The organism is Actinokineospora sp. NBRC 105648 (assembly GCF_030269645.1).
In the GTDB taxonomy this organism is placed as follows: Bacteria; Actinomycetota; Actinomycetes; order Mycobacteriales; family Pseudonocardiaceae; genus Actinokineospora.
On the sequence record NZ_BSTR01000024.1, the window covers coordinates 56,275 to 76,234 of the forward strand.

Here is a 19,960-nt window from a genome sequence, read left to right on the forward strand (position 1 = left end):
GATGCAGCAACCCCGCGCAGTGACCTGCCGCCTGCCGCGACCCCGCGGCTGAGCCGACAGCACGACCCAGCCGTGGACGAGAACGGCAGCTCGACGGGCATTCGAGTGCCCCGTGCGCGACGCGCACCGGATCCGCACCTCGACGATGTTGAACCCCGCTTCGGGCCGCGTTAGTCGATCCACCCGGCCGGGCTCCACGCCGACCGCCGAAACGGTGGGACCTGCGACGTGATGATCACCCGGGTGCGGTAGCCGACCAGGCACCGCACCCGGGTGCGTCCTCGTCCCCGCGGACCGCGCTCGCGCACTATCGTCTACCGCGACAGCGATGACGACCCGGACGCGGAGTGTGCGGCGTGGAGTTCGACGACGATGTGGCGCTGGACACCTCCCAGGTGCAGGACACCCGTGGCTCGGGTGGGGGTGGTGGTCTAGGCGGCCGGGTCGCCCTCGGCGGCGGTGGCCTCGGGATCGTCGGCTTCATCCTCTACTTCGTGCTCTCCCAGCTCGGTGGCGTCCCCGCGAGCGTCCCGCTGAACACCGACAACGTCGGCAGCGGCCAGGCGGTCAGCAACACCGACCTCGCCAAGGACTGCCGCACCGGCAAGGACGCCAACACCAAGGACGACTGCGCTCTGGTCGCGGTCATCAACTCGATCCAGGGCTACTGGACCGACGAGTTCGCCCGCTCCGGCAGCACCTACCGCCAGGCCCCCACCAACTTCTTCAGCGGCTCGGTGAACACCGGCTGCGGCGGTGCCACCGCCGACGTCGGCCCGTTCTACTGCCCGGCGGACAAAGAGGTCTACATCGACCTGACGTTCTTCAAGGAGCTGCAGACCCGCTTCGGCGCCCAGGGCGGCACCTTCGCCGAGGCCTACGTGCTGGCCCACGAGTACGGCCACCACGTGCAGAACCTGCTCGGCACCTCGGACAAGGTGCGCCCCGGCAGCGGCGCGAACTCCGACAGCGTCCGCCTGGAGCTGCAGGCCGACTGCTACGCGGGTGTGTGGGCCAACCACGCCACCACGGTGCCGACCTCCAGCGGCAAGCCGCTGATCAAGTCGATCACCCAGGACGACGTGAACCGGGCGCTCGACGTCGCCTCCCGGATCGGCGACGACTTCATCCAGCAGAACCTCGGCGGCGGCCGGGTGGACGAGAGCCAGTTCACCCACGGGTCCTCCGAGCAGCGGGAGAAGTGGTTCACCGCGGGCATCAACAGCGGCAACCCGGCGCAGTGCGACACCTTCGGCGCCCGCACCCTCTGACCGCCCCGGCGGACACCTTCGACGCCCGCGCCCCTCTGACCGACTCGGCCGGCGCGATCTGCCTTCGCGCTCCTCGGACTGTCTCGACGGATTGTTGAACAATATGACAATTCAGCAATCCTCAGGTTGACTTGTTCGAACATTGACTTGTTCAACGATCTGGGGGCTGGGCATCGTGGCGGTGGACGAGGTCGGTGCACGGCTGACGCAGCGGGTCAGCGAGCAGCGGCGCGAGCGCAACTCGGCGGCCGAGAACGCCGCGGCGGCGCTGCGCGGGCTGATCATGGACGGCGCGCTGCGGCCGGGGGACCGGGTGAACGAGGAGACCTTCATGGGTCCGCTCGAGGTCTCCCGCAACACCCTGCGCGAGTCGTTCCGGCTGTTGGCGCACGAGAAGCTGCTCGTCCACAAGCTCAACCGCGGCGCGTTCGTGCGCAGCCCGCAGGTCGACGACGTCACCGACCTGTTCCGGGTCAGCCGGGTGGTCGAGCTGCCGGCGCTGTCGCACGCCGAGGAACGCCACGTCTCGCGGATGGCCGACATCGTCGCCGAGGGCCGCGAGGCCGTCCGCGGCGAGGACTGGGCCCGCGCGGGCACCGCCGACCTGCGCTTCCACCAGGCGATCGTCGCCGCGGCGAGCAGCCCCCGGCTCAACGAGCTGATCGGCCAGGTCGCCGCCGAGCTGCGACTCGCCTTCGACGCCGTGCCCGACCAGCGCGCGTTCCACGAGAAACACCTGGCCCGCGACGGCGCGATCGTCTCGGCGCTGAGCACGGGTGACCGCGCGGGCGCCCACCGCCTCCTCGAATCCGCGCTCGACGACGCCGAGGCCGAACTGGTGACCGCCCTGCGGGCCCAGCGCTGAATGACCGGACGACGCCCGCTGGTTCCGCAGCCGAAGCCACCCACTAGACCCCAGCGGTGAGGCCACCGTCGCTGGTTCCGCAGAGGACAAGCCAACTCCGCTGGTTCCGCAGCGGTGAGGCCACCGTCGCTGTTCCGCAGAGGACAAGCCGACCCGCTGGTTCCGCAGCGGTGAGGCCACCGTCGCTGTTCCGCAGAGGACAAGCCGACCCGCTGGTTCCGCAGCGGTGAGGCCCCCGTCGCGGGTTCCGCAGCGGAGTGGCCGCCCTCGCTGGTAGGCAACAGGATCTTTCACCCCGCTGGTTCCGCAGCGGATAGGCCGACCACGCTGGTACCGCCGGCCCCGCTACGGATGCTCGATCTAGTGGACTCGCTTCGTGCGGGGGGAGAGCACCGCTAAACTTGACCAGGTGGTGGGGATGCCCTTCACCCCACGCTTTTTCCCCACAGCGGTGCTCTAGGGGCCCCACACGAAGCGAGTTCACTAGATCGAGCCCACGCTTCTAACCCGGGCAACCCAGGGCAGCAAAACCCCTAGATCTCAACCCGAGCAACGAAGACGGCAACGCCAGGACGAGCCGACCAGAGCAACTCCGCCCGAAACCCCGGCGCGGTGGCTCAGCCGAGCACCTCGCGGTCGGCGGACTCCCAGAACGCGCAGATGTCCACGACGTCCTTGGGGCGCCGCAGGTCCAGCTTGTAGGCGAGCACGTCCCGCAGGTCGGCGTAGCGCAGCCCGTCGATCACCTCGGCCCGGCGGATGAGCTCCTCCGCCGTGTCGGCGGGCGGGATCCAGCGCTGCGAGAACTGGATCCGGCCGCCGTAGAACTGGGTCACCGGGTCGCCGCTGATCGCGCCGACCGCCGCTTCCCCGATGGCGACCACCCGCTCCCAGGTCCGCCCGGTGGCCACGATGTCGAGGTCGCGGATGTCGGCGCGCAGCCCGTGAGCGAACAGCGGGGCGCTGCCGAAGATGACGAACTCGTCCGGGTCCAGGTCCAGCTCGCGCAGCCGCCGGATGAGCTCGTTGCCGCGCAGTCGTTCGCGGGCCGGTGGGCTGGGCATGGTTGTCGTCCTCATTGGATCCCCTTGGCGCGCAGCACCATGGCGATGACCGGGTTCGTCGCGGCGGGAGCGGGAGCGGCCGCCGGGTCCGACTCGTTCGCCGCGGCGGGGTCGCCGGTCGAGCGGTTCTCCAGCTCTCCCTGGGCGCGGATGATATCCGGGCGTTCGTGCGGGCTGCTGCCCTCGATCACCCGGCACAGCCGGACTGTGCGGGAGGTCTCCTCGAACCGCTTCGCGCGCAGCGACACGACGTGCTTGGTGACCGCGACGACGGCGAGCGCCACTATCGAGGCCACGGTGGCGATTTCGGACATCATGGCGGTCCCCCCGGATCACTGCTGCGCGGTGTACTCGCCCGCCGCGATCAGGCGGAGCGTCTTGTCGTCCATGACCCACAGGGTCTGCCTGCCGGTCTCGACGATCCCGCGCTCGCGGAACGCGCGGATGATCTTCTTCACCGAGTCGGTGGACAGCCAGGCCAGCGAGGCGATGTCGGGCTGGCTCATGCCCAGCACGGTGGCCCCGTCCTCGGGTGGCCACGCGCCGCGGTCGACCAGCTGCACCAGCGCGCGGGCGAGCCGCTGCTCGGCGGCCATGTCCGACTCGACGATCTTGCGGGTGACCTGGTCGAGCCGTTCGTCGGCGTTGTACAGCTGGGCGACCATCGCCCGCGGGTGGTGGTGGAGGAAATCCATCCAGGCGCCCGCGGGCAGGTGCAGGACCTCGACGTCGTTGATCGCGACGATGCTCGCCGAGCGCGGTTTGCGCCGGATGGCGGCCATCTCGCCGACCACGTCCCCGGGGCCGCGGATCGCGATGATCCGGGCGGGTTTGCCCGCGAGTGCCTTGACGTGGCCCGCGCGGATCACCAGGGCGAAGTCCGTCTCCTCGCCCTCGCTGATGAAGATGTGCCCGGCCTGGCGCCTGATGACGTTGCCCACCAGATCCAGATCGGCGAGTTCTCCCTTGGTGAGGAGCGGTTGCCCGGCTTCAAAGAGGTCTTCGCCCATGACTTGAGTGTATTGATACACCTTCAATGGGTGCAAGCCACCGATCGGGGGTGGTGGAGCGACGTGCGCCACCAATGCCCGGTGGGGTGCCCACGTCCGGGTTAGGGTCGACGGCGTGCGGATCACAGGGCGTCGGCGATGACCGGCTGGGAGGCCGTCGGGGTGCTGCTGGCCGGGGTGTTCGCGGGCGGTATCAACACCGTCGTCGGGTCCGGCACCCTGATCACCTTCCCGGTGCTGCTGGCGGTGGGGTACCCGCCGGTGGTGGCCAACGTGTCCAACACCCTGGGGCTGGTGCCCGGCTCGGTCGCGGGCGCCATCGGCTACCGCCGCGAGCTCACCGGTCAGCTGGGTCGGATCCTGCGCCTGGGTGTCGCCTCCCTGCTGGGCGGTGTGGTCGGCGCCGTGCTGCTGCTCGTGCTGCCGCCGGGGGCGTTCGAGGCCATCGTGCCGGTGCTGATCGTGGTGGCGCTGGTGCTGGTGATCGTGCAGCCGTGGCTCGCGCGCAAGCTCGCCGAGCGCGAGTCCGAACGCCCGGCCCACGGCGGTGTCGCCCTCTTCGCGGGGGTCTTCGCCACCGGTGTCTACGGCGGCTACTTCGGCGCGGCGCAAGGGGTGGTGCTCTTGGCGCTGATGGGCATCCTGATGGACGACAACCTGCAGCGCATCAACGGCATCAAGAACGTGCTGGCAGCGCTGGTGAACCTGGTCTCCGGCGTGATCTTCATCTTCGTCGCCGACGTGGCCTGGCCCGCGGTCGCGCTGATCGCCGCGGGCGCGACGGTCGGCGGCGTCGTCGGCGCCAAGATCGGCCGCAAGCTCTCGCCCGCGGTCCTGCGCGGGGTGATCGTCGTGGTCGGCACCGCCGCCATCATCCAGCTGCTCACCCGCTGAACCCGGTGCGGCCCGCCCCGGGGCGGGCCGCACGACCGGGTCCAACGCGGAAGGTCTACCGCGGGAAAGCCAGTGCCGCGGCCAAGAACGTGTCGTTCTCCTCCGCGGTCCCGATCGTCACGCGGGCGCCGTCGCCGACGAACGCGCGCACCACGACCTTGTGCGCCAGGCAGTGCTCGTTGAACTCCGCCGTGCGCGCGCCCAGCGGCAGCCACACGAAGTTCGCCTGCGTCTCGGGCACCTCGTACCCGGCGTCGACCAGCGCCGACCGCACCCGGCCGCGCTCGGCCACGATCTCGCGGCAGCGGGCGAACAGCTCGTCCTCGGCCTCCAGCGAGGCCAGCGCCGCCACCTGGGCCAGGGCGTTGACCCCGAACGGCACGAAGACCTTGCGGACCACCGCGGTCACCGCCTCCGGGGCCACCAGGTAGCCCACGCGCAGGCCCGCCAGGCCGTACGCCTTGGAGAAGGTGCGCAGGACGGCGACGTTGTCGCGGCCGCGCGCCCACTGCTCCTTGGCCACCTCGACGCCGTCGGGGACCTCCGGGTCGGAGACGAACTCGCGGTAGGCCTCGTCGATCACGACCAGCACGTCGGCCGGGACGGCGTCGATGAAGCGCTCCAGCTCCTCGCGGCGCAGCGCGGTGCCGGTCGGGTTGTTCGGCGTGCAGACGAACACCAGCCGGGTCGCCGGGGTGATCGCGGCGATCATCGCGTCGACGTCGAGGGCGTGCCCCCCGGTCAGCGGGACCCGCACCTGCGCCGCCCCGACGACCTGCGTCACGACCGGGTAGGCCTCGAACGAGCGCCACGGGAAGAGCACCTCGTCGGCCTCGGTGCAGGTGGCCTGGATGAGCTGCTGGCACAGGGTCACCGAGCCGCAGCCGACCGAGACGTTGTCCTCGGCCACCCCGAGCTTGCGCGCCAGCGCCGCCACCAGCTCACCCGCCGCGCTGTCCGGGTAGCGGTTGATCCGGCTCGCCGCCTCGGCGACCGCCTTCACCACGCTGGGCAGCGGGCCGAGCGAGACCTCGTTGCTGGCCAGCTTGATCGCCCCGGGCACGCTCTTGCCGGGGACGTAGCCGGGCAACGCGTCCAGGTCGGCGCGGGTACGCACGGTCATCGGGGCTCCTCATCGCTCTCGGTCGGGCTCCATGATGCTACCGAGCGGACACCAGTGTCCGGTCTCCGTGCCATGATCGCTGAAAATGGCCTTCTTCCTGCGGATGGGTGAGCGGGTGATCACGTTGACTGCTATTAACCCGGCCATGGTTGGGTATGTCATGGCCCAGACACGCACTGAGGACTTCCGGCTCGATGACGGCCGGGCGCTGCGCCTCAGCTACGCCGAGCCAGACGGGGTGACCCGGGGCGGGCTCGTCGTCCTGCACGAGGCGCGCGGCATCACCGACGCGGTGACCGGCATCGTCACCGGCCTCGCGGCGGAGGGCTGGCTGGTCGTCGTCCCGCACCTCTACCCCGGTGCGGAGGGCTCGGCCGAGGTCGGCCACGCCGAGGCCGCCGACAAGGTCAGCGAGCTCTCCGGCGACTCGGCGCTGGCCGCCACCGACATCGCCTTCGCCTGGCTGGCCCGGCACGGCCTGACCGCCGACCGGATCGGCGTCATCGGCTTCGAGCTCGGCGGCGCGGTCGCCCTGGTGGTCGCGGCGGGCCGGGACATCGGCGCGGCGGTCACCGTCTCCGGCGGCGGCATCCTGGAGCCGCTGTCACACGGCCTGCCCGCCCTCGTCGAGGTCGCGGGCGAACTGCGCGTCCCGTGGCTGGGCCTCTACCGCGACGACAGCGGCGACGGCATCAGCCCGGAGCAGGTCGAGAAACTGCGCGAGGCCGCGAGCACGGCCAAGATCGCCACCGACGTCGTGCGCTACCACTTCGACACCGGCGCCTCCGAGGCCTGGCAGCGCGCCCTCAACTGGTTCGACGCCCACCTGCGGTGAACGTCACCGCACTCTCCCGACTCGAGTTCGACCTGGTGTGGGAGTCGCTCGGCCTGGCGGAACGTCCCTACCCCCTCGACATCCCCTCGTTCGGCGAAACCCTCGACGAACGCTCGACGCTGCGCAAAGAGGTCATCGAGGGCCTGGTCGCCCGAGGACTGCACAACGGAACCGACCTGGACCGCAGGTTGGAAGACCAGCTACTCCTGTTGGCCCGCAACGAGTTCAGCGTCGACGCCCTCCTCCAGATCGGCAGAGGGGCGCGAATCCTAGGTGCGGGCAGGGGAAGCGCGGTGGTGCTGGCGGTGCAGACCGGCGAACGGATCCGCATCGGCCCGCCCGCCGCCGGGGGAGTGGTCGCCGAGATCGCGGGCATGCTCCCGGACGCCGAAGCGGGCCCGGGAACAGCGGTGACCCTGCCGAAGTCGGTGTTCCACAACGCCATCGACGCCTACGTCGAGTCTGGTTTCGCGGGCCTGGAAACAATCCTGAACCAGGGTGGCGTGAGCGGCCGGGACATGCGAACCATCGCCACCCTCGTGGAGAACTCCCGCCACGGCGGCGGCCAAGTGGCGGCCAACTGCGTGGACAGACTCGGCAGACGAACCCGCACAGACGTGGTCAACTGGTTCGACACGACCGCGGGCCGCTACCTGGCCCTACCTTCCCGCCAGGACAACACGGACTGGCTGACACTGGCCCCAGCGGACTCCACAAGACTGGTACAGCGCCTCAAGGACCTGGTCGCCTCGGTCCGATAAGGACAGTGAAGGTCTGAAGTCCTCGCCCCACAAGGAAACCCACGTGGCCAGCCGCGTCCGACCACTCCCTCCCCCCTCAGCGCACGGCGCCCCCACAATCCCGACCCGCTGACCACTCCCGCCCCTGCATCCCATACACAGCCCAAAACACGGACTGAACGGGGTTGTCAAGGCATCTTTCCCGCCTTGACAACCCCGTTCAGTCCGTAGTCACAATCATGTGTAGGGGAAGCAGGAACTAGCCAAACTCAGACGCCAGCCATCTCCACAACAGAGGGCCCAACACTCAACGCAGGCTCAGTCTTGGCGACGACCTCATCCACCGAAACCCCAGGCGCCACCTCCCGCAGCACCAGCCCATCCGCGGTCACATCGATCACCGCAAGATCAGTGATGATCCGCTGCGCCACCCGCAACCCGGTGAACGGCAGCGAACAGGTCTTCACGATCTTGAAGGACCCGTCCTTGGCCACGTGCTCCATCAGCACCACGACGTGCTTGGCCCCGTGCACCAGGTCCATCGCCCCGCCCATCCCCTTGACCATCTTCCCGGGGATCATCCAGTTGGCGATGTCGCCGACCTCGGAAACCTGCATGGCGCCGAGGATCGCGGCGTCGACCTTCCCGCCGCGGATCATCCCGAACGACAGCGCGGAGTCGAAGAACGAGGCGCCGCGGCGGATCGTCACCGTCTCCTTGCCCGCGTTGATCAGGTCGGCGTCCTCTTCCCCCTCGAACGGGTAGGCGCCAACGCCCAGGATCCCGTTCTCTGACTGGAGCACGATCTCCACGTCTTCGGGCACGTAGTTCGGCACCAGTGTCGGCAGTCCGATGCCCAGGTTCACGTAAGAGCCGTCCGACAGCTCCGCCGCCGCGCGCGCGGCCATCTGCTCACGGGTCAACGCCATCTCAGGCCTCCTTCGTGCGGACGGTGCGGCGCTCGATGCGCTTCTCGGCGGCCTGCTCGGGCGTCAGCGCGACCACGCGCTGGACGAAGATGCCCGGCAGGTGGATCTCACCCGCCGCGAGCTCGCCCGGCTCGACCAGTTCCTCGACCTCGGCGATGCTCACCCGCCCGGCCATGGCGCACAGCGGGTTGAAGTTCTGCGCGGAGTCGCGGAACACGAGGTTGCCGTGCCGGTCGCCCTTCCACGCGCGGACCAGGCCGAAGTCGGTGGTGATGGAGTGCTCGAGGACGTAGTCGAGGCCGTCGAACTCGCGCACCTCCTTGGGCGGGGAGGCGATCGCGACGTTGCCCGCGTCGTCGTAGCGCCAGGGCACGCCACCGTCGGCGACCTGGGTGCCGACCCCCGTCCGGGTGAAGAAGGCCGGGATGCCCGCGCCGCCCGCGCGCAGCCGCTCGGCGAGCGTGCCCTGCGGGGTCAGCTCCACCTCCAGCTCGCCGGAGAGGTACTGGCGGGCGAACTCCTTGTTCTCGCCGACGTAGGAGCTGGTCATCCGCGCGATGCGCTTCTCGCGCAGCAGCAGGCCCAGGCCCCAGTCGTCGACGCCGCAGTTGTTGGACGCCACGTCCAGTCCGGTGACGCCCTTGGCCAGCAGCGCCTGGATGAGCACGCTCGGTATGCCGCAGAGACCGAACCCGCCCACCGCCAGGCTGGCGTTGTCGGCGATGTCGGCGACCGCATCGGCGGCGCTTGGGACGACTTTGTCCATGTGTGCCCCTCCTTCTGGGTGTGGCAAGGGCGACTCTAGCGCTGCCGGTGGCCCGGTCGATGTGTTCGAAATCGCCACAAATCGCACGCGGTGGGTGGTCATGGACACTGTCGGGGTGACCGAAGACGTTCTACCCCGGCGGTGGCGGCCGTCTGGTGAGACGACCGTGCGCCTGCTGACCTGGGCGGCCCGCCTGGTCGGGTTGCTCGCGGTGGCCTCCGTGGTGTTCCCGGCGGGCCGCAGGCGGCTGCGCGACACCATCGGCGGCTGGCTCGACCTGCCCGCCGAGGCGACCCTGGCGGCGGGCGTGGTGGCCCTGGCCAGCGGCGTCATGCTGATCATGCTGGCGACCGCGCTGCGCAGGCGGAAGCGCCGGGCCTGGCAGGTCGCGGTGGTGGTCACCGGCCTGATCGCGCTGGCCCACCTGGGCTGGCGGCACGGGATCGGGTCCGGGGTGACCGCGCTGGGGCTCTGCGTCGCGCTGATCGCCACCCGGCGCTACTTCACCGCCCGGGCCGACCCGGTGCACGGCAAGTGGCGGGCGATCCGGGTGGCGCTGCAGCTGCTGCTGGCCGGGTTCGCGGCCAACTTCGTGCTGCTCTCGTCCACCCCCCGGCGCTTCACCGGGCCCTCGACGATCGGCGACCGGGCGCTGCACGCGCTGCTGGCGCTGGTCGGGGTGTCCGGGCCGGTCGCCCCGGTGCCCTGGCTCGACGACCTCACCGCCGCCATCGGGATCGTCTTCGGCATCGGCGCGGTACTGCTCGGCGGCTACTTCCTGCTCCGCTCGGCGGAGCCGAAACCGGGCCTGGACACCGAGGACGAGGCCCGGTTGCGCACCCTGCTCGCCACCCGCGGCGCGGACGACTCGCTGGGCTACTTCGCGCTGCGGCGGGACAAGTCGGTGGTGTTCTCGGCCTCCGGCAAGGCCGCCGTGCCGTTCCGGGTGCTCGCGGGGGTGGCGCTGGCCTCCGGCGACCCGCTGGGCGACCTGGAGGCGTGGCCGGGCGCGATCGACCGCTTCCTGGGCGAGTGCCGCGACCACGGCTGGGTACCCGCGGCGATCGGCTGCTCGGAGCGCGGGGCCACGGTCTGGGTGCGCTACGGCCTGGACGCGATCGAGCTGGGCGACGAGGCCATCGTCGACGTGCCCACGTTCAGCCTGGACGGCCGGGCCATGCGCGGCGTCCGCCAGGCGGTGGCCAAGCTGCGGCGCGCGGGCTACACGGTGAGCGTGCGCCGCTCGGCCGACCTGGCCGAGGACGAGCGGGCGGAGCTGGCCGTGCTCGCGGAGCAGTGGCGCGGCACCGAGACCGAGCGCGGTTTCTCGATGGCGCTGTCCCGGCTCGCGGGCGCCGACGACCCGGAGTGCGTGCTGGTCACCGCCGAGCGCGACGGGGCGGTGGCGGGCCTGCTGCAGTTCGTCCCGTGGGGCCGCGACGGCCTGTCCCTGGACCTGATGCGCCGCGACCGGGCGGTCGGCGACAACGGCCTCAACGAGCTGATGATCGCCGACCTGCTCGGCGCGTGCCGCGGCCTGGGCGTGGACCGGGTGTCGCTGAACTTCGCGGTCTTCCGCGCGGCGCTGGAGCGCGGCGGCCGCATCGGCGCGGGCCCGGTGGCCCGGCTGTGGGCCCGCGCCCTGCGGGCGGGCTCGCGCTGGTGGCAGATCGAGACGCTCTACCGCTTCAACGCGAAGTTCGCCCCGGACTGGGCCCCCAGGTTCCTGGTCTTCCCGGCCGTGCGCGACCTGCCCCGGGTGGCCCTGGCCGCGATGGAGGCGGAGGGCTTCGGAGGCCGCCCACCAGCGCTTTTGCGTGCCCTGCGGCGTTAGGAGGGGGGCGTTTTGCCTCCGGGACAGGGGTCTGTGTAGTCTTATTTCCCGAGCGGCCTGGGGCCCCGGGAGGCTTCGCCTAGTCTGGTCTATGGCGCCGCACTGCTAATGCGGTTGGGGTTAACTGCCCCTCCCGGGTTCAAATCCCGGAGCCTCCGCTGGACACCCGGTTCGCTGGGTGACAACTAAACATGCACCCGTAGCTCAACGGATAGAGCATCTGACTACGGATCAGAAGGTTAGGGGTTCGAATCCCTTCGGGTGCACCACGCGAAACCGCGGGTCGACACAGTCGGCCCGCGGTTTTCGTTTGCCGCCGACGTCCAGGGTGGTCGGCGCGGACCCGTCCACTGTGGTCGCGCGGGCCAACTGCCGTTGTGGGGCAACGGTTCCGCCAAGGGCATCGTTGGGGGGTTGGCACCAGGGACAGGCCGGGGCGCCGGTTGCGATGCTCGGACCATGGTGATGATCAAACTGGGGGTCGCGGCCATTGTCGCGGTGGGGGTGCCGGTGCCCGCCGCTGCGGTGGTGTCGGCGATCGAGTGGGAGCCGTGTGCGAACGGCTACGAGTGTGCGACCTACGAGGTACCGCTGGACTACCACCGACCCGGTGGTGCCCAGGTCCGGCTCGCATTGGGCAGGTTGCCCGCGCTCGACCAGGCGGGCAAGCTCGGGACGATCTTCTTCAACCCCGGTGGTCCGGGGAGCCCCGGCCGCTTCCCGCTCCCGTTGACCGCTGACCTGCACCGGCGGTTCGACATCGTCGGGTTCGACCCGCGCGGGGTCGGGGCGAGCACGCCGTTCCAGTGCTTCACCGATGCCGCGCAGGCCGAGCCGATGACGCGGATCCTGGGGCAGTTCCCGATCACCGAGGCCGAGCGGGTGCGGCAGGTCGGCGAGACCGAGGCGATCACCGACCTCTGCGAGCGCAACGGCGGGGCGCTCGCGGGTCACCTGTCCACCGGGACGATCGCGCGGGACCTCGACCGGTTGCGGGCGGCCGTCGGTGAGCGGAAGTTGCGCTACTACGGGCGTTCTTACGGTTCCTACCTCGGTGAGGTGTACGCGAACCTCTTCCCGGACCGGGTCGGGGCCATGGTCTTGGACGCCGTCGACGACCCGGTGAACTGGTCGACCGGGTACCGGCCGTGGGACTCGGCGGTCCCGATGAGCTATCGGCTCGACGGGTTCCCCGACGCGCAGCGGGCGCTGGGGGCGTTCCTCGACGCGTGCGCCGCCGCTGTGGAGTGCGCGTTCCGGGAGCCGGGGGTGGACCTGCAGGCCAAGTACGCCGCGGTTCTCGACCGGTTGGCTGGCGGTCCGGTGGCGGTCACCGATCCGGTCTCCGGGGTGTCGACCACGATCCGGTACCAGGACGTCGTCGGCCGCGCGCACAACGCGTTGACCGATGCGGGCCGGTCGGTCGCCCTGGCGAAGTTCCTGCAGGCCGTGGCCACCGCGCCGGCCGCCGTCGGTGTACCCGTGCCGCCCGCTGCCGCACCCCCGGCCGCGCGGACGGGGCCGCCGGTGACCACCTCCTTCGACTCGATCCTCGGTGGCGGGGCGACGCTGTGCTCGGACTCGGCGAGCCCGCGGGACCCATTGGTCTGGCAGCGGTTCGCGGCCGCCGCCGACCGGCAGGCGCGTGGGTTCGGCTCGTACGACACCTACCTGTCGCTCCCGTGCGCGAGCTGGCGGATCAGCGACCGCGACCGCTACACCGGTCCGTGGAACCGGCCGACGGCGCCGATCCTGCTGGTCGCCAACCGCCAGGGTGACCCGGCGACGCCGTACTCCGGCGCCCAGCGCACGGCGCGCCTGCTGGGCAACGCCACGCTGCTGACCCTCGACACCTTCGGCCACGGGTCGCTCGGCAAGAGCGCCTGCGTGGACACCGCGGTCACCAGCTACCTCACCGGTGGTCCGACCCCGCCCGCGGGGACGGTGTGCCAGCCCGATCGTGGGCCGTTCGGCTGATGTTTGGGCTGGTAGGGGTGGTGGAGGGTAACGATGGGCCACCATGTGCCGACGGATTGGGTGATCACTTCCACCGACCGCGGAGGTAGCGCAGGGTGGCGTTGACGGGGCGGCTCCGCTCAGCGGTGCGGCGGACCGCGGGCAGGTTCACCCTGTTCGCGGTCGTCGCCGCCGTCCTGGCTGTCGCGGTGGCGGTGTTCGGGTGGCTTGCGGTGGACTACCGCCAAGACCGGCTGACCGACGCGGTCGACCGGCAGGGGGAGCTGACTACCGCCGCCCTCGACGCGTACCGGGCGATGGCGGACGCCGACGCCAGCTCGCTCAACGCGGTGATCGTCGGCCCGGAGCGGGCCGTCGTGCTGCGGCAGCGGTTCCGGCAGGACGTGTTCGCCGCGGCGGACGCGTTGCGGGTCGCGGCGGTGCGGAGCCAGGACGCCGGTTCCGTTGCCACGACGCAGATCCGCGAGCTGACCGGCCTGCTGCCCGAGTACGCCCGCCTGGTCGAGACCGGGTGGACCAACAGCGACGCGCGCCACCCCGTCGGCACCTCTTACCTCGCGAACGCCTCTTACCTCGTTCGCACCAAGCTCCTCCCGATGGCGGGGGAGTTGCACACCCAGCAAACCGAGGCCCTCATCAAGGCGCAGCAGGACGCGGGGAGCACGCCGTGGTTCCCGCTCGTGCTGGGGATCGCCGCGCTGGTCGTGCTCGTCGTGGTGCAGCGGGATGTGACCCGGCGGACGCGGCGGCGGGTCAACTACGGCCTGGCCGCCGCCACCGCGTTGACCTTGGTCGTCGTGGTGAGCCTCGCCGTGGTCGTGCAGGTCGTCTCGGCCAAGGGCAGCGACAGCGAACGCGAGCTGCACGACGTGGTGGCGCCGCTCGCCCGCGCGCGCAACCTCGGGCGCGAGTCCGACGGGGCCGAGGCCCGGATCCTGATCTTCCCCAAGGTCGGCGACATCGGCGAACTGGTGCGCAACCTCGACGAGATCGAGGCCCTGGTGGCCCGCGCGGGCGCCGAGCCCGATCGGACCGAGGCGGCGCTCAGCGCGCTGCGCGCGTGGCGGGCGCACGACCAGGGGCTGTTCGAGCAGGCCGCGCCGAACCCGCAGACCAAACCGCTGCTCTTCACCGAGGTGGCCGCGGTGATCACCGACCCGCCGCCGGGTGAGTCGCGCACCGACGCCCAGCGGCTCGACGACGCGCTCAACACCCTCATCGAGTCGCACACCGCCGCCGCGGGCGACTCGACCCGGTCGGCGAAGCGGACGCTGGCGAACTGGGACGGGGTGGTCCTGCTGCTGATGTTCGGTGCCGCGGTGGCGGCCGTGCTCGGGCTGCGCCCGCGGATCAGGGAGTACCAGAAGTGAGCAGACTCCTCGCCCTCGCGGCCGCCCTCGTCTGCCTGGCCGGGTGCTCGGCGCCACCGGTCGCCCCGCCCGAACAGCCCGGGGGGCCGTTCGCCATGCCGGAGGGCTACGTCGAACTGCCCGGCCGCAGCGGCACGAACTGCACGGACGTACCCGATCGCAGCCTCGACCCGGCACTCGGCCCGCACGGCGCCGACGGGCGCCCGGACGGCGACGCGGTGGCCCGGATCCGGCGGGAAGGCCTCGTGGTCGGCGTCAGCCAGACCGCCTCCTTCTTCAGCAAGCGCGACCTGGTGACCGGGCAGCTGGACGGCTTCGAGGTCGACATCGCCAACCGGATCGCGGCTGCCCTGCTGCCCGGCTTCGTCGCGGGCGACGAGCGGCTGAGGCTGGTCAGCCTGCCGACCGGCAGGCGGCTCGGCGCCCTCGACACCGCCGAGAACACCCAGGCCAAGGCCGCCAACCCGACGCTGTCCGAGGTGCCCAGGGTGGACATGGTCATCGCCGATGTGAGCGTCACCTGCGGCCGGGTGGCCACCTACGGCCTGCGCTACTCCAAGCCGTACCTGGCCACCAACAGCGGACTGCTCGTCCGGCAGGGCGTCGACGGCGTCAAGACCCCGGACGACCTCGGCGGCCGCAAGGTGTGCTCGGGCGGCCAGACCACCAACAGCGAGGAGATGATCGACACCCGCGCCCGGCAGGTGCAGGCCGACCAGCCCGCGCTGATCCCGGTCGCGGTGGCCGACACCAGTGACTGCCTGATGCTGCTCCAGCGCGGGCTGGTGGACGCCATCTACACCGATGTCCTCATCCTGCACGGCTTCCGCGACCAGGACCCGGGCACCGTGCTGCTGGACTACCACGACGAGGGCCAGGGCAAGGCGGCCGTCGCGGTCAGCAACAAGCACGACGACCTGGTCCGCTTCGTCAACAGCGTGCTCGACGACATGCGCCGCGACGGCTCGCTCCAGCGCGGCTACGACACCTGGTTCAAGGATGTCCCCGCCACCCACCGGCGCGCGCTGCCCAACGACCCGTACCAGGGCTAGGCCGTGTTTCATGGGTGGTGTAGTCAGGTGTTGATGGTGGTGATCGTAGTGGTGGCCTGGTAGCGCGGGGCGAGTTTGTCGTGGCGGGTGGCGACTGCCCGGTGTTGTTCGAGCAGGTTGATGCCGCATTCGACACGCCCAAGATCCACATCTGAGACACGTCCTAGGACTCCTCGACGGTCACCTCGTCGACCGGCAGGTCGTCCGCGCGCCGCCACTTGAGCTTCACCTCGAACTGGCCCTGGACGCCGGTGCGGGCGATCACCGCGCCCGCCTCGACGTCGAGCTTCATGCCGAACTTCAGCTCCACCTCGTCCGGCGCGCGGGTCATCGAGCTGAACTGGGTCAGCGCCGCCGCGGCGGCGTCGCGGACCTGGCCCACGGCGTTCTCGAACACCGTGCGGGCCTCGGTCATCACCTTGCCCGGCCTGCTCGCCCGGGCCACCCCCGGCACCTCGTCCACCTCGACGAGCACGGAACCGCCGTCCGCCAAGGGAAATCGCGCTATCTCCACAGCCACAACGGTTTCTCCTCGCTCAGCGCGCGTTTCCGCACGGTAGGTCCAGCCGGGCCTCGGTGACACCCGCGTCTGTCTTGTCAAGGCGTGCGAGCACGTCGGGCAGCCGCCCGGGGTCTTCCAGCACGTTCAGCACGGCCTGCTCGAAGGCGGTGCGCTGGACGACCGGCATCAGGTCGGAGGCGTCGAAGCACAGCTTGTTCGACTGGGCCAACGCGGTCTGCACCATCGACTCGGAGGACCCTGGGACCTCCCGGTCCTGCCGGACCTGCGGGTCGACCGGGAACCCGGAACCCGACTCCAGCCACGCGCGCTGGGTGTCGCGGCTCGCGAGCTTGCCGAGCACCGCGGTGGCCGCGTCGCCCCTGGTCACCAGGGCGGCGAAGTCCGCGGACACCACGGTCCCGACGCCGGTGTCGAAGCGGCGCGGGGTGAACGGCCGGTAGTCACCGAGCACATAGGACGATCGGCGGTCGTTCTGGCAGGTGCCGCGCGGGTCGAGCAGCGGCAGCCCGGTGTTCGAGTCGGCGAACTTGTTCAGCAGCACCGCCTTCGAGCCGCCGCGCACCTTGGCCACGTAGTCCTTGAGCCAGCTCGACCACGCCGAGCGCACCTGGTCGCCGGTCCACGGGACCTGGCCCGCGGCCCACTTGCGGTAGGTGCCCGGACCCCCGTCGCGCAGCAGGATGTCCTCGACCCAGTCCGTGCCCGGCCAGCCGGGGGCGGAGGCGTCGCCGACCCCCATGCACCACTCCTCGCCCGGTCGCTTGGCCCAGGTGAGGCTCTTGAGCTGGGCTTTCACCGCGACGCCGTAGCGCGGGCCGCGCGCCGAGCCGAGCCGCTCCCAGACGTTCCACGGGTAGGGGTGCTCGGCGGAGTCGATCGGCTGCACGAGTCCCTGCCGGGCGTACTCGGCCAGCTCACCCAGGCTGGGCATGATCACGATGTCGGCGGGTTTGCCCTGTGCCAGGCCGAGTTCGAGCACCTGCCGGTACGACGAGGTGCCGACCGGCACGATCCGGTAGGGCTCGCCGTCGTCCAGCTTGTCGAGGATGGCCTTGAACGCGGTCTCCTCGGCCCCGCTCCAGGGGTGCAGGACGGTCACCGTGGTGGTGCTGAAGTTCGCGCAGCCGGACAGGACCGCGGCCGTCAGGACGAGGGTGGCGAGCAGTGCACCGCGGCGGCTCATCGTCGCTCGTACCGGTACTCGGCGAGCCGCGGGTGGAACCCGAGCACGACCAGCCCGATCACCAGGCCCGCCGCGATGGGCAACACGGGCAGCCAACCCCCGGCGCTCGCGTCGGCGATCTCGCTGGTGGCGGCCTTGGACCGCGCCGCGGCCGCCACGGTGTCCGGCTCGCGGCCGGGGTCGCGGACGGTGGTGCGGAACCGGTCGACGCTCGTGCCGCACCGGGTGTCCGCGCACTGGTGGTCCAGGAAGTCGCGCAGCAGCCGGTCGCCGCGCGCGCTGGTGTCCTCGACGACGGCGGTGTGGTCCGCGGCGGCACCCCGCAGCGTCGCCGCCGCGGCCCGGAGGTCGAACCGGGCCAGCAGGCTCAGCAGCCCGGTGAACAGCACCAGCACCGCCAGCGCGGTGGCCCCGACCAGCGCGGGGTTGACCCGCCGCCGGAAGCGCACGCGCAGGACCCGTTGGCCCAGCACCAGAACCACGACAAGGGCGACGGCCAGCACCAGCGGGGCGAGGTCGACGACCGGCTTGGGGCGGATCTGCTCGTCGAGCCGCTCCTGCTGCAACCGGGCGAGGGCCTCGAGCCTGGACTGCACGTCGTCCATCAGCCCCGAGGCGTACCAGAGGTTCGCGGTGGCCAGCGGCGGCACCGTGCCCGCCGCGCGGTCCTGCTGGGCGTCGGCCTGCTCGATGAGTCCTATGTAGTCGATGAGCAGGCCCTGGATGGACAGCAGCAGCGTGCTGCCCCGCTCACCCGCGGCGTTGTCGGCGGAGACCTCGGTGAGCGCCTGGTTCGCCAGCGCGATCTGGTTCTGGTACTGCTCACCGGGCCCGGTCAACGAGCTGCGGTCGCTCGCGAAGGTCTCGGTCACCGAGCGCTCCGCCTCAGCCAGCGCGGTGCGCGCGTTGGCGATGCCGAGCAGCGCGGGCGCGGTCGTGGTCGCGACGGCGGTCGTCTCCGCCTCAACCGAGCGGAAGGCCAGCCAGGACAACAGGAGCGTGAGCGCGGTCAGCACCACCAGGGCGTTACGCAGCAGGAGCAGGGAACGCCCGGTGGACCGGGGTGCGAGCGGCCCCTTCACGCGCCGAGCCGGGTGCCGCAACCGCCGCAGAACACCGACCCGGCGGGCCAGCCGCGCTTGCAGTTCGGGCACTCCACCGCGGGCCCGGCCGGGGCGGCGGCCCGCGGTGGGGTCTCGGTCAGCTCCGCCGACGAGGCCGGGCTCATGCTCGACAGCGTCGAGCCCACCGCCATCGACAGCAGGTCCTCCACGGCCAGGTGCGCCTTGACCCGCACCACGCCGTTCGCCGGGTCGCCCTCGATGTCGACCAGCCTGCGCAGCCGGACGAGCACCCGCTCGTTGCCCAGCTCGGTGGCCAGCCGCACCGCCGTGCCCCACTCGGCCGCGGCGGTGACCAGGTCGTCGCGCTCGTGCGCGGTACTGCCCGCCAGCACCGCCTCGCGCAGCTCGGTCTGCCCGGTGAAGTGCGCGATCTTCGGGTCGATCCGGCTGGACAGGTCCAGGTCGTCGGTCCAGTGCGCCAGCACGGTCGCCGGGTCGCACGCCCGGCTGAACTCGCTCGCCCCCGGTGCCCGCACCTCCAGGTCCACCCGGGCGATGCGGGTGTTGGTGTTGGCGGGCCTGCCGGTCGAGTCCACGGTGAGCCGCAGGTGGTACTCCCGGCTCTCCGCGCCCCAGGAGCCGGTGCCGAACCAGGTGGTCCGCTCGTCGACCCGCTCGCCGTGCAGCTCGGCCTCGGCGGGGTGGCGCTGGCGCACGAAGTCCAGCGTGGTCCTGGCCATCGTCTTGACCACGATCCGCAGCTCCGGCACCACCTTCTCCATCGCCGCGCCGGTCATCGCGGTGAAGTCCGCGGCCAGGTCGGCGGGTTTGCGGATGGCGTCAGCCGTGCCGTGCAGCGCCTCGGCGATGCGCAGCAGCTCCTGCGGCGCCCAGTCGGTGCCGATGCCGCGCGCGTCGCAGCTGAACTCCGACCGGCAGCTCGCCAGCACCCGGTCGAGCTCGCCCGCGGACTGGTTGTTCTGGCCGTCGGTGAGCAGGATGACGTGCCGCACGGCCAGCGGGTACTCGCCGAGCAGGGTCCTGGCCAGCCGCAGCCACTCGCCGATCGCGGTGCCGCCGGAGGCCGAGAGCCCCTGGACGGCGGCCTTCGCCGCTCGCCGGGTCTGCGCGTTCGCCCGGACCAGGCCGCGGGCCGGGTAGACCTGCCGGGCGCCCTGGGTGCCCTCGATGACGGCGAAGAGCGCGCCGTCGCGCAGCGCGTCGACCGCCGCCTTGGTGGCCCGCCGGGCGGCGGCGATCTTGGTCTGCGGGTAGGACATCGAGCCGGAGCAGTCGATCGCGATCACCTGGGCGACCTCGGCGGCGGGACCGGCCGCGGTCGCGCCGGTGGCCGTCACGACCAGCGCGGCGTGCATCTTGTCGTCCTCTGTGGACAGGTACTCGCTCTGGCTGAGCAGCAGGCCGAAACCGGGTGCGGCGTCCATGTCGTCTCCCGACGC

Annotated in this window: 19 protein-coding genes and 2 tRNA genes; 11 read left to right on the forward strand and 10 right to left on the reverse strand. The window is 71.4% G+C overall.

Annotated features, from left to right (window positions below; genetic code table 11):
• Window positions 1–356 precede the first annotated feature (356 nt).
• Both ypfJ and QSK30_RS21180 read left to right on the forward strand, forming a co-directional pair.
• Window positions 357–1,271: a KPN_02809 family neutral zinc metallopeptidase gene (ypfJ, locus tag QSK30_RS21175; RefSeq protein ID WP_285505130.1), complete on the forward strand. Its 915-nt coding sequence runs from the start codon at window positions 357–359 to the stop codon at window positions 1,269–1,271.
• A 175-nt stretch (window positions 1,272–1,446) separates the two neighbouring features.
• Window positions 1,447–2,136, forward strand: coding sequence for a GntR family transcriptional regulator (locus tag QSK30_RS21180; RefSeq protein WP_285505132.1), 690 nt, complete (start codon window positions 1,447–1,449; stop codon window positions 2,134–2,136).
• Between the two features lie 617 nt (window positions 2,137–2,753).
• On the opposite strand, the gene QSK30_RS21185 is transcribed toward QSK30_RS21180, so the two are convergent.
• Genes QSK30_RS21185 through QSK30_RS21195 form a run of 3 tightly spaced genes read right to left on the reverse strand, consistent with a single transcriptional unit; the run spans window position 2,754 to window position 4,210 of the window.
• Complete coding sequence (locus QSK30_RS21185) at window positions 2,754–3,200, reverse strand: hypothetical protein (RefSeq protein WP_285505134.1); 447 nt, start codon at window positions 3,198–3,200, stop codon at window positions 2,754–2,756.
• A gap of 11 nt (window positions 3,201–3,211) precedes the next feature.
• On the reverse strand, window positions 3,212–3,517 hold the full coding sequence (locus QSK30_RS21190) for a hypothetical protein (RefSeq protein ID WP_285505136.1): 306 nt from the start codon (window positions 3,515–3,517) through the stop codon (window positions 3,212–3,214).
• 15 nt (window positions 3,518–3,532) lie between these two features.
• On the reverse strand, window positions 3,533–4,210 hold the full coding sequence (locus QSK30_RS21195; RefSeq protein ID WP_285505138.1) for a Crp/Fnr family transcriptional regulator: 678 nt from the start codon (window positions 4,208–4,210) through the stop codon (window positions 3,533–3,535).
• 138 nt (window positions 4,211–4,348) lie between these two features.
• On the opposite strand from QSK30_RS21195, the gene QSK30_RS21200 reads away from it, so the two are divergent.
• Entirely contained in the window at window positions 4,349–5,104 is a 756-nt protein-coding gene (locus QSK30_RS21200; protein ID WP_285505139.1) for a sulfite exporter TauE/SafE family protein, read from the forward strand.
• 55 nt (window positions 5,105–5,159) lie between these two features.
• Here QSK30_RS21200 and hisC read toward each other — a convergent pair whose 3' ends face one another.
• Window positions 5,160–6,227, reverse strand: coding sequence for a histidinol-phosphate transaminase (gene hisC, locus QSK30_RS21205; protein WP_285505141.1), 1,068 nt, complete (start codon window positions 6,225–6,227; stop codon window positions 5,160–5,162).
• Between the two features lie 160 nt (window positions 6,228–6,387).
• Between hisC and QSK30_RS21210 the strand changes: the two genes are divergently transcribed.
• Window positions 6,388–7,062: a dienelactone hydrolase family protein gene (locus QSK30_RS21210; RefSeq protein WP_285505233.1), complete on the forward strand. Its 675-nt coding sequence runs from the start codon at window positions 6,388–6,390 to the stop codon at window positions 7,060–7,062.
• Window positions 7,059–7,823, forward strand: a complete 765-nt coding sequence (locus tag QSK30_RS21215; protein ID WP_285505143.1) for an ESX secretion-associated protein EspG — start codon at window positions 7,059–7,061, stop codon at window positions 7,821–7,823. Before QSK30_RS21210 ends, QSK30_RS21215 begins: the two co-directional genes overlap by 4 nt.
• A 248-nt stretch (window positions 7,824–8,071) precedes the next feature.
• On the opposite strand, the gene QSK30_RS21220 is transcribed toward QSK30_RS21215, so the two are convergent.
• Window positions 8,072–8,731, reverse strand: coding sequence for a 3-oxoacid CoA-transferase subunit B (locus QSK30_RS21220; protein ID WP_285505144.1), 660 nt, complete (start codon window positions 8,729–8,731; stop codon window positions 8,072–8,074).
• A gap of 1 nt (window position 8,732) precedes the next feature.
• Window positions 8,733–9,497, reverse strand: coding sequence for a CoA transferase subunit A (locus QSK30_RS21225; protein WP_285505145.1), 765 nt, complete (start codon window positions 9,495–9,497; stop codon window positions 8,733–8,735).
• Window positions 9,498–9,612: 115 nt separating this feature from the next.
• Here QSK30_RS21225 and QSK30_RS21230 point away from each other — a divergent pair, with 115 nt between their 5' ends.
• The 6 genes from QSK30_RS21230 (at window position 9,613) to QSK30_RS21255 (ending at window position 15,730) form a co-directional block, all read left to right on the forward strand.
• A complete protein-coding gene (locus QSK30_RS21230) occupies window positions 9,613–11,331 on the forward strand; it encodes a phosphatidylglycerol lysyltransferase domain-containing protein (protein ID WP_285505147.1) in 1,719 nt (572 codons plus the stop codon).
• A gap of 68 nt (window positions 11,332–11,399) precedes the next feature.
• Window positions 11,400–11,489 (forward strand) — tRNA-Ser (locus QSK30_RS21235).
• 35 nt (window positions 11,490–11,524) lie between these two features.
• Window positions 11,525–11,600: transfer RNA gene (locus QSK30_RS21240), tRNA-Arg, on the forward strand.
• Window positions 11,601–11,790: 190 nt separating this feature from the next.
• On the forward strand, window positions 11,791–13,308 hold the full coding sequence (locus QSK30_RS21245) for an alpha/beta hydrolase (RefSeq protein ID WP_285505149.1): 1,518 nt from the start codon (window positions 11,791–11,793) through the stop codon (window positions 13,306–13,308).
• 95 nt (window positions 13,309–13,403) lie between these two features.
• Window positions 13,404–14,678 (forward strand): GlnX family signal transduction membrane protein, encoded by a 1,275-nt coding sequence (locus tag QSK30_RS21250; RefSeq protein WP_285505150.1) that lies wholly within the window; start codon window positions 13,404–13,406, stop codon window positions 14,676–14,678.
• Window positions 14,675–15,730 (forward strand): transporter substrate-binding domain-containing protein, encoded by a 1,056-nt coding sequence (locus QSK30_RS21255; protein WP_285505151.1) that lies wholly within the window; start codon window positions 14,675–14,677, stop codon window positions 15,728–15,730. Before QSK30_RS21250 ends, QSK30_RS21255 begins: the two co-directional genes overlap by 4 nt.
• Window positions 15,731–15,893: 163 nt before the next feature.
• Here the strand turns inward: QSK30_RS21255 and QSK30_RS21260 are convergent, their stop codons facing one another.
• From QSK30_RS21260 to QSK30_RS21275, 4 genes are read right to left on the reverse strand one after another with little or no spacing between them, the layout of a single operon-like run.
• Window positions 15,894–16,250, reverse strand: coding sequence for a CU044_2847 family protein (locus QSK30_RS21260; RefSeq protein WP_285505153.1), 357 nt, complete (start codon window positions 16,248–16,250; stop codon window positions 15,894–15,896).
• 16 nt (window positions 16,251–16,266) lie between these two features.
• Window positions 16,267–17,436, reverse strand: coding sequence for an ABC transporter substrate-binding protein (locus tag QSK30_RS21265; protein WP_285505155.1), 1,170 nt, complete (start codon window positions 17,434–17,436; stop codon window positions 16,267–16,269).
• A complete protein-coding gene (locus tag QSK30_RS21270) occupies window positions 17,433–18,518 on the reverse strand; it encodes a GlnX family signal transduction membrane protein (protein ID WP_285505157.1) in 1,086 nt (361 codons plus the stop codon). Before QSK30_RS21270 ends, QSK30_RS21265 begins: the two co-directional genes overlap by 4 nt.
• Entirely contained in the window at window positions 18,515–19,945 is a 1,431-nt protein-coding gene (locus tag QSK30_RS21275) for a vWA domain-containing protein (RefSeq protein WP_285505159.1), read from the reverse strand. Before QSK30_RS21275 ends, QSK30_RS21270 begins: the two co-directional genes overlap by 4 nt.
• Between the last annotated feature and the right edge of the window lie 15 nt (window positions 19,946–19,960).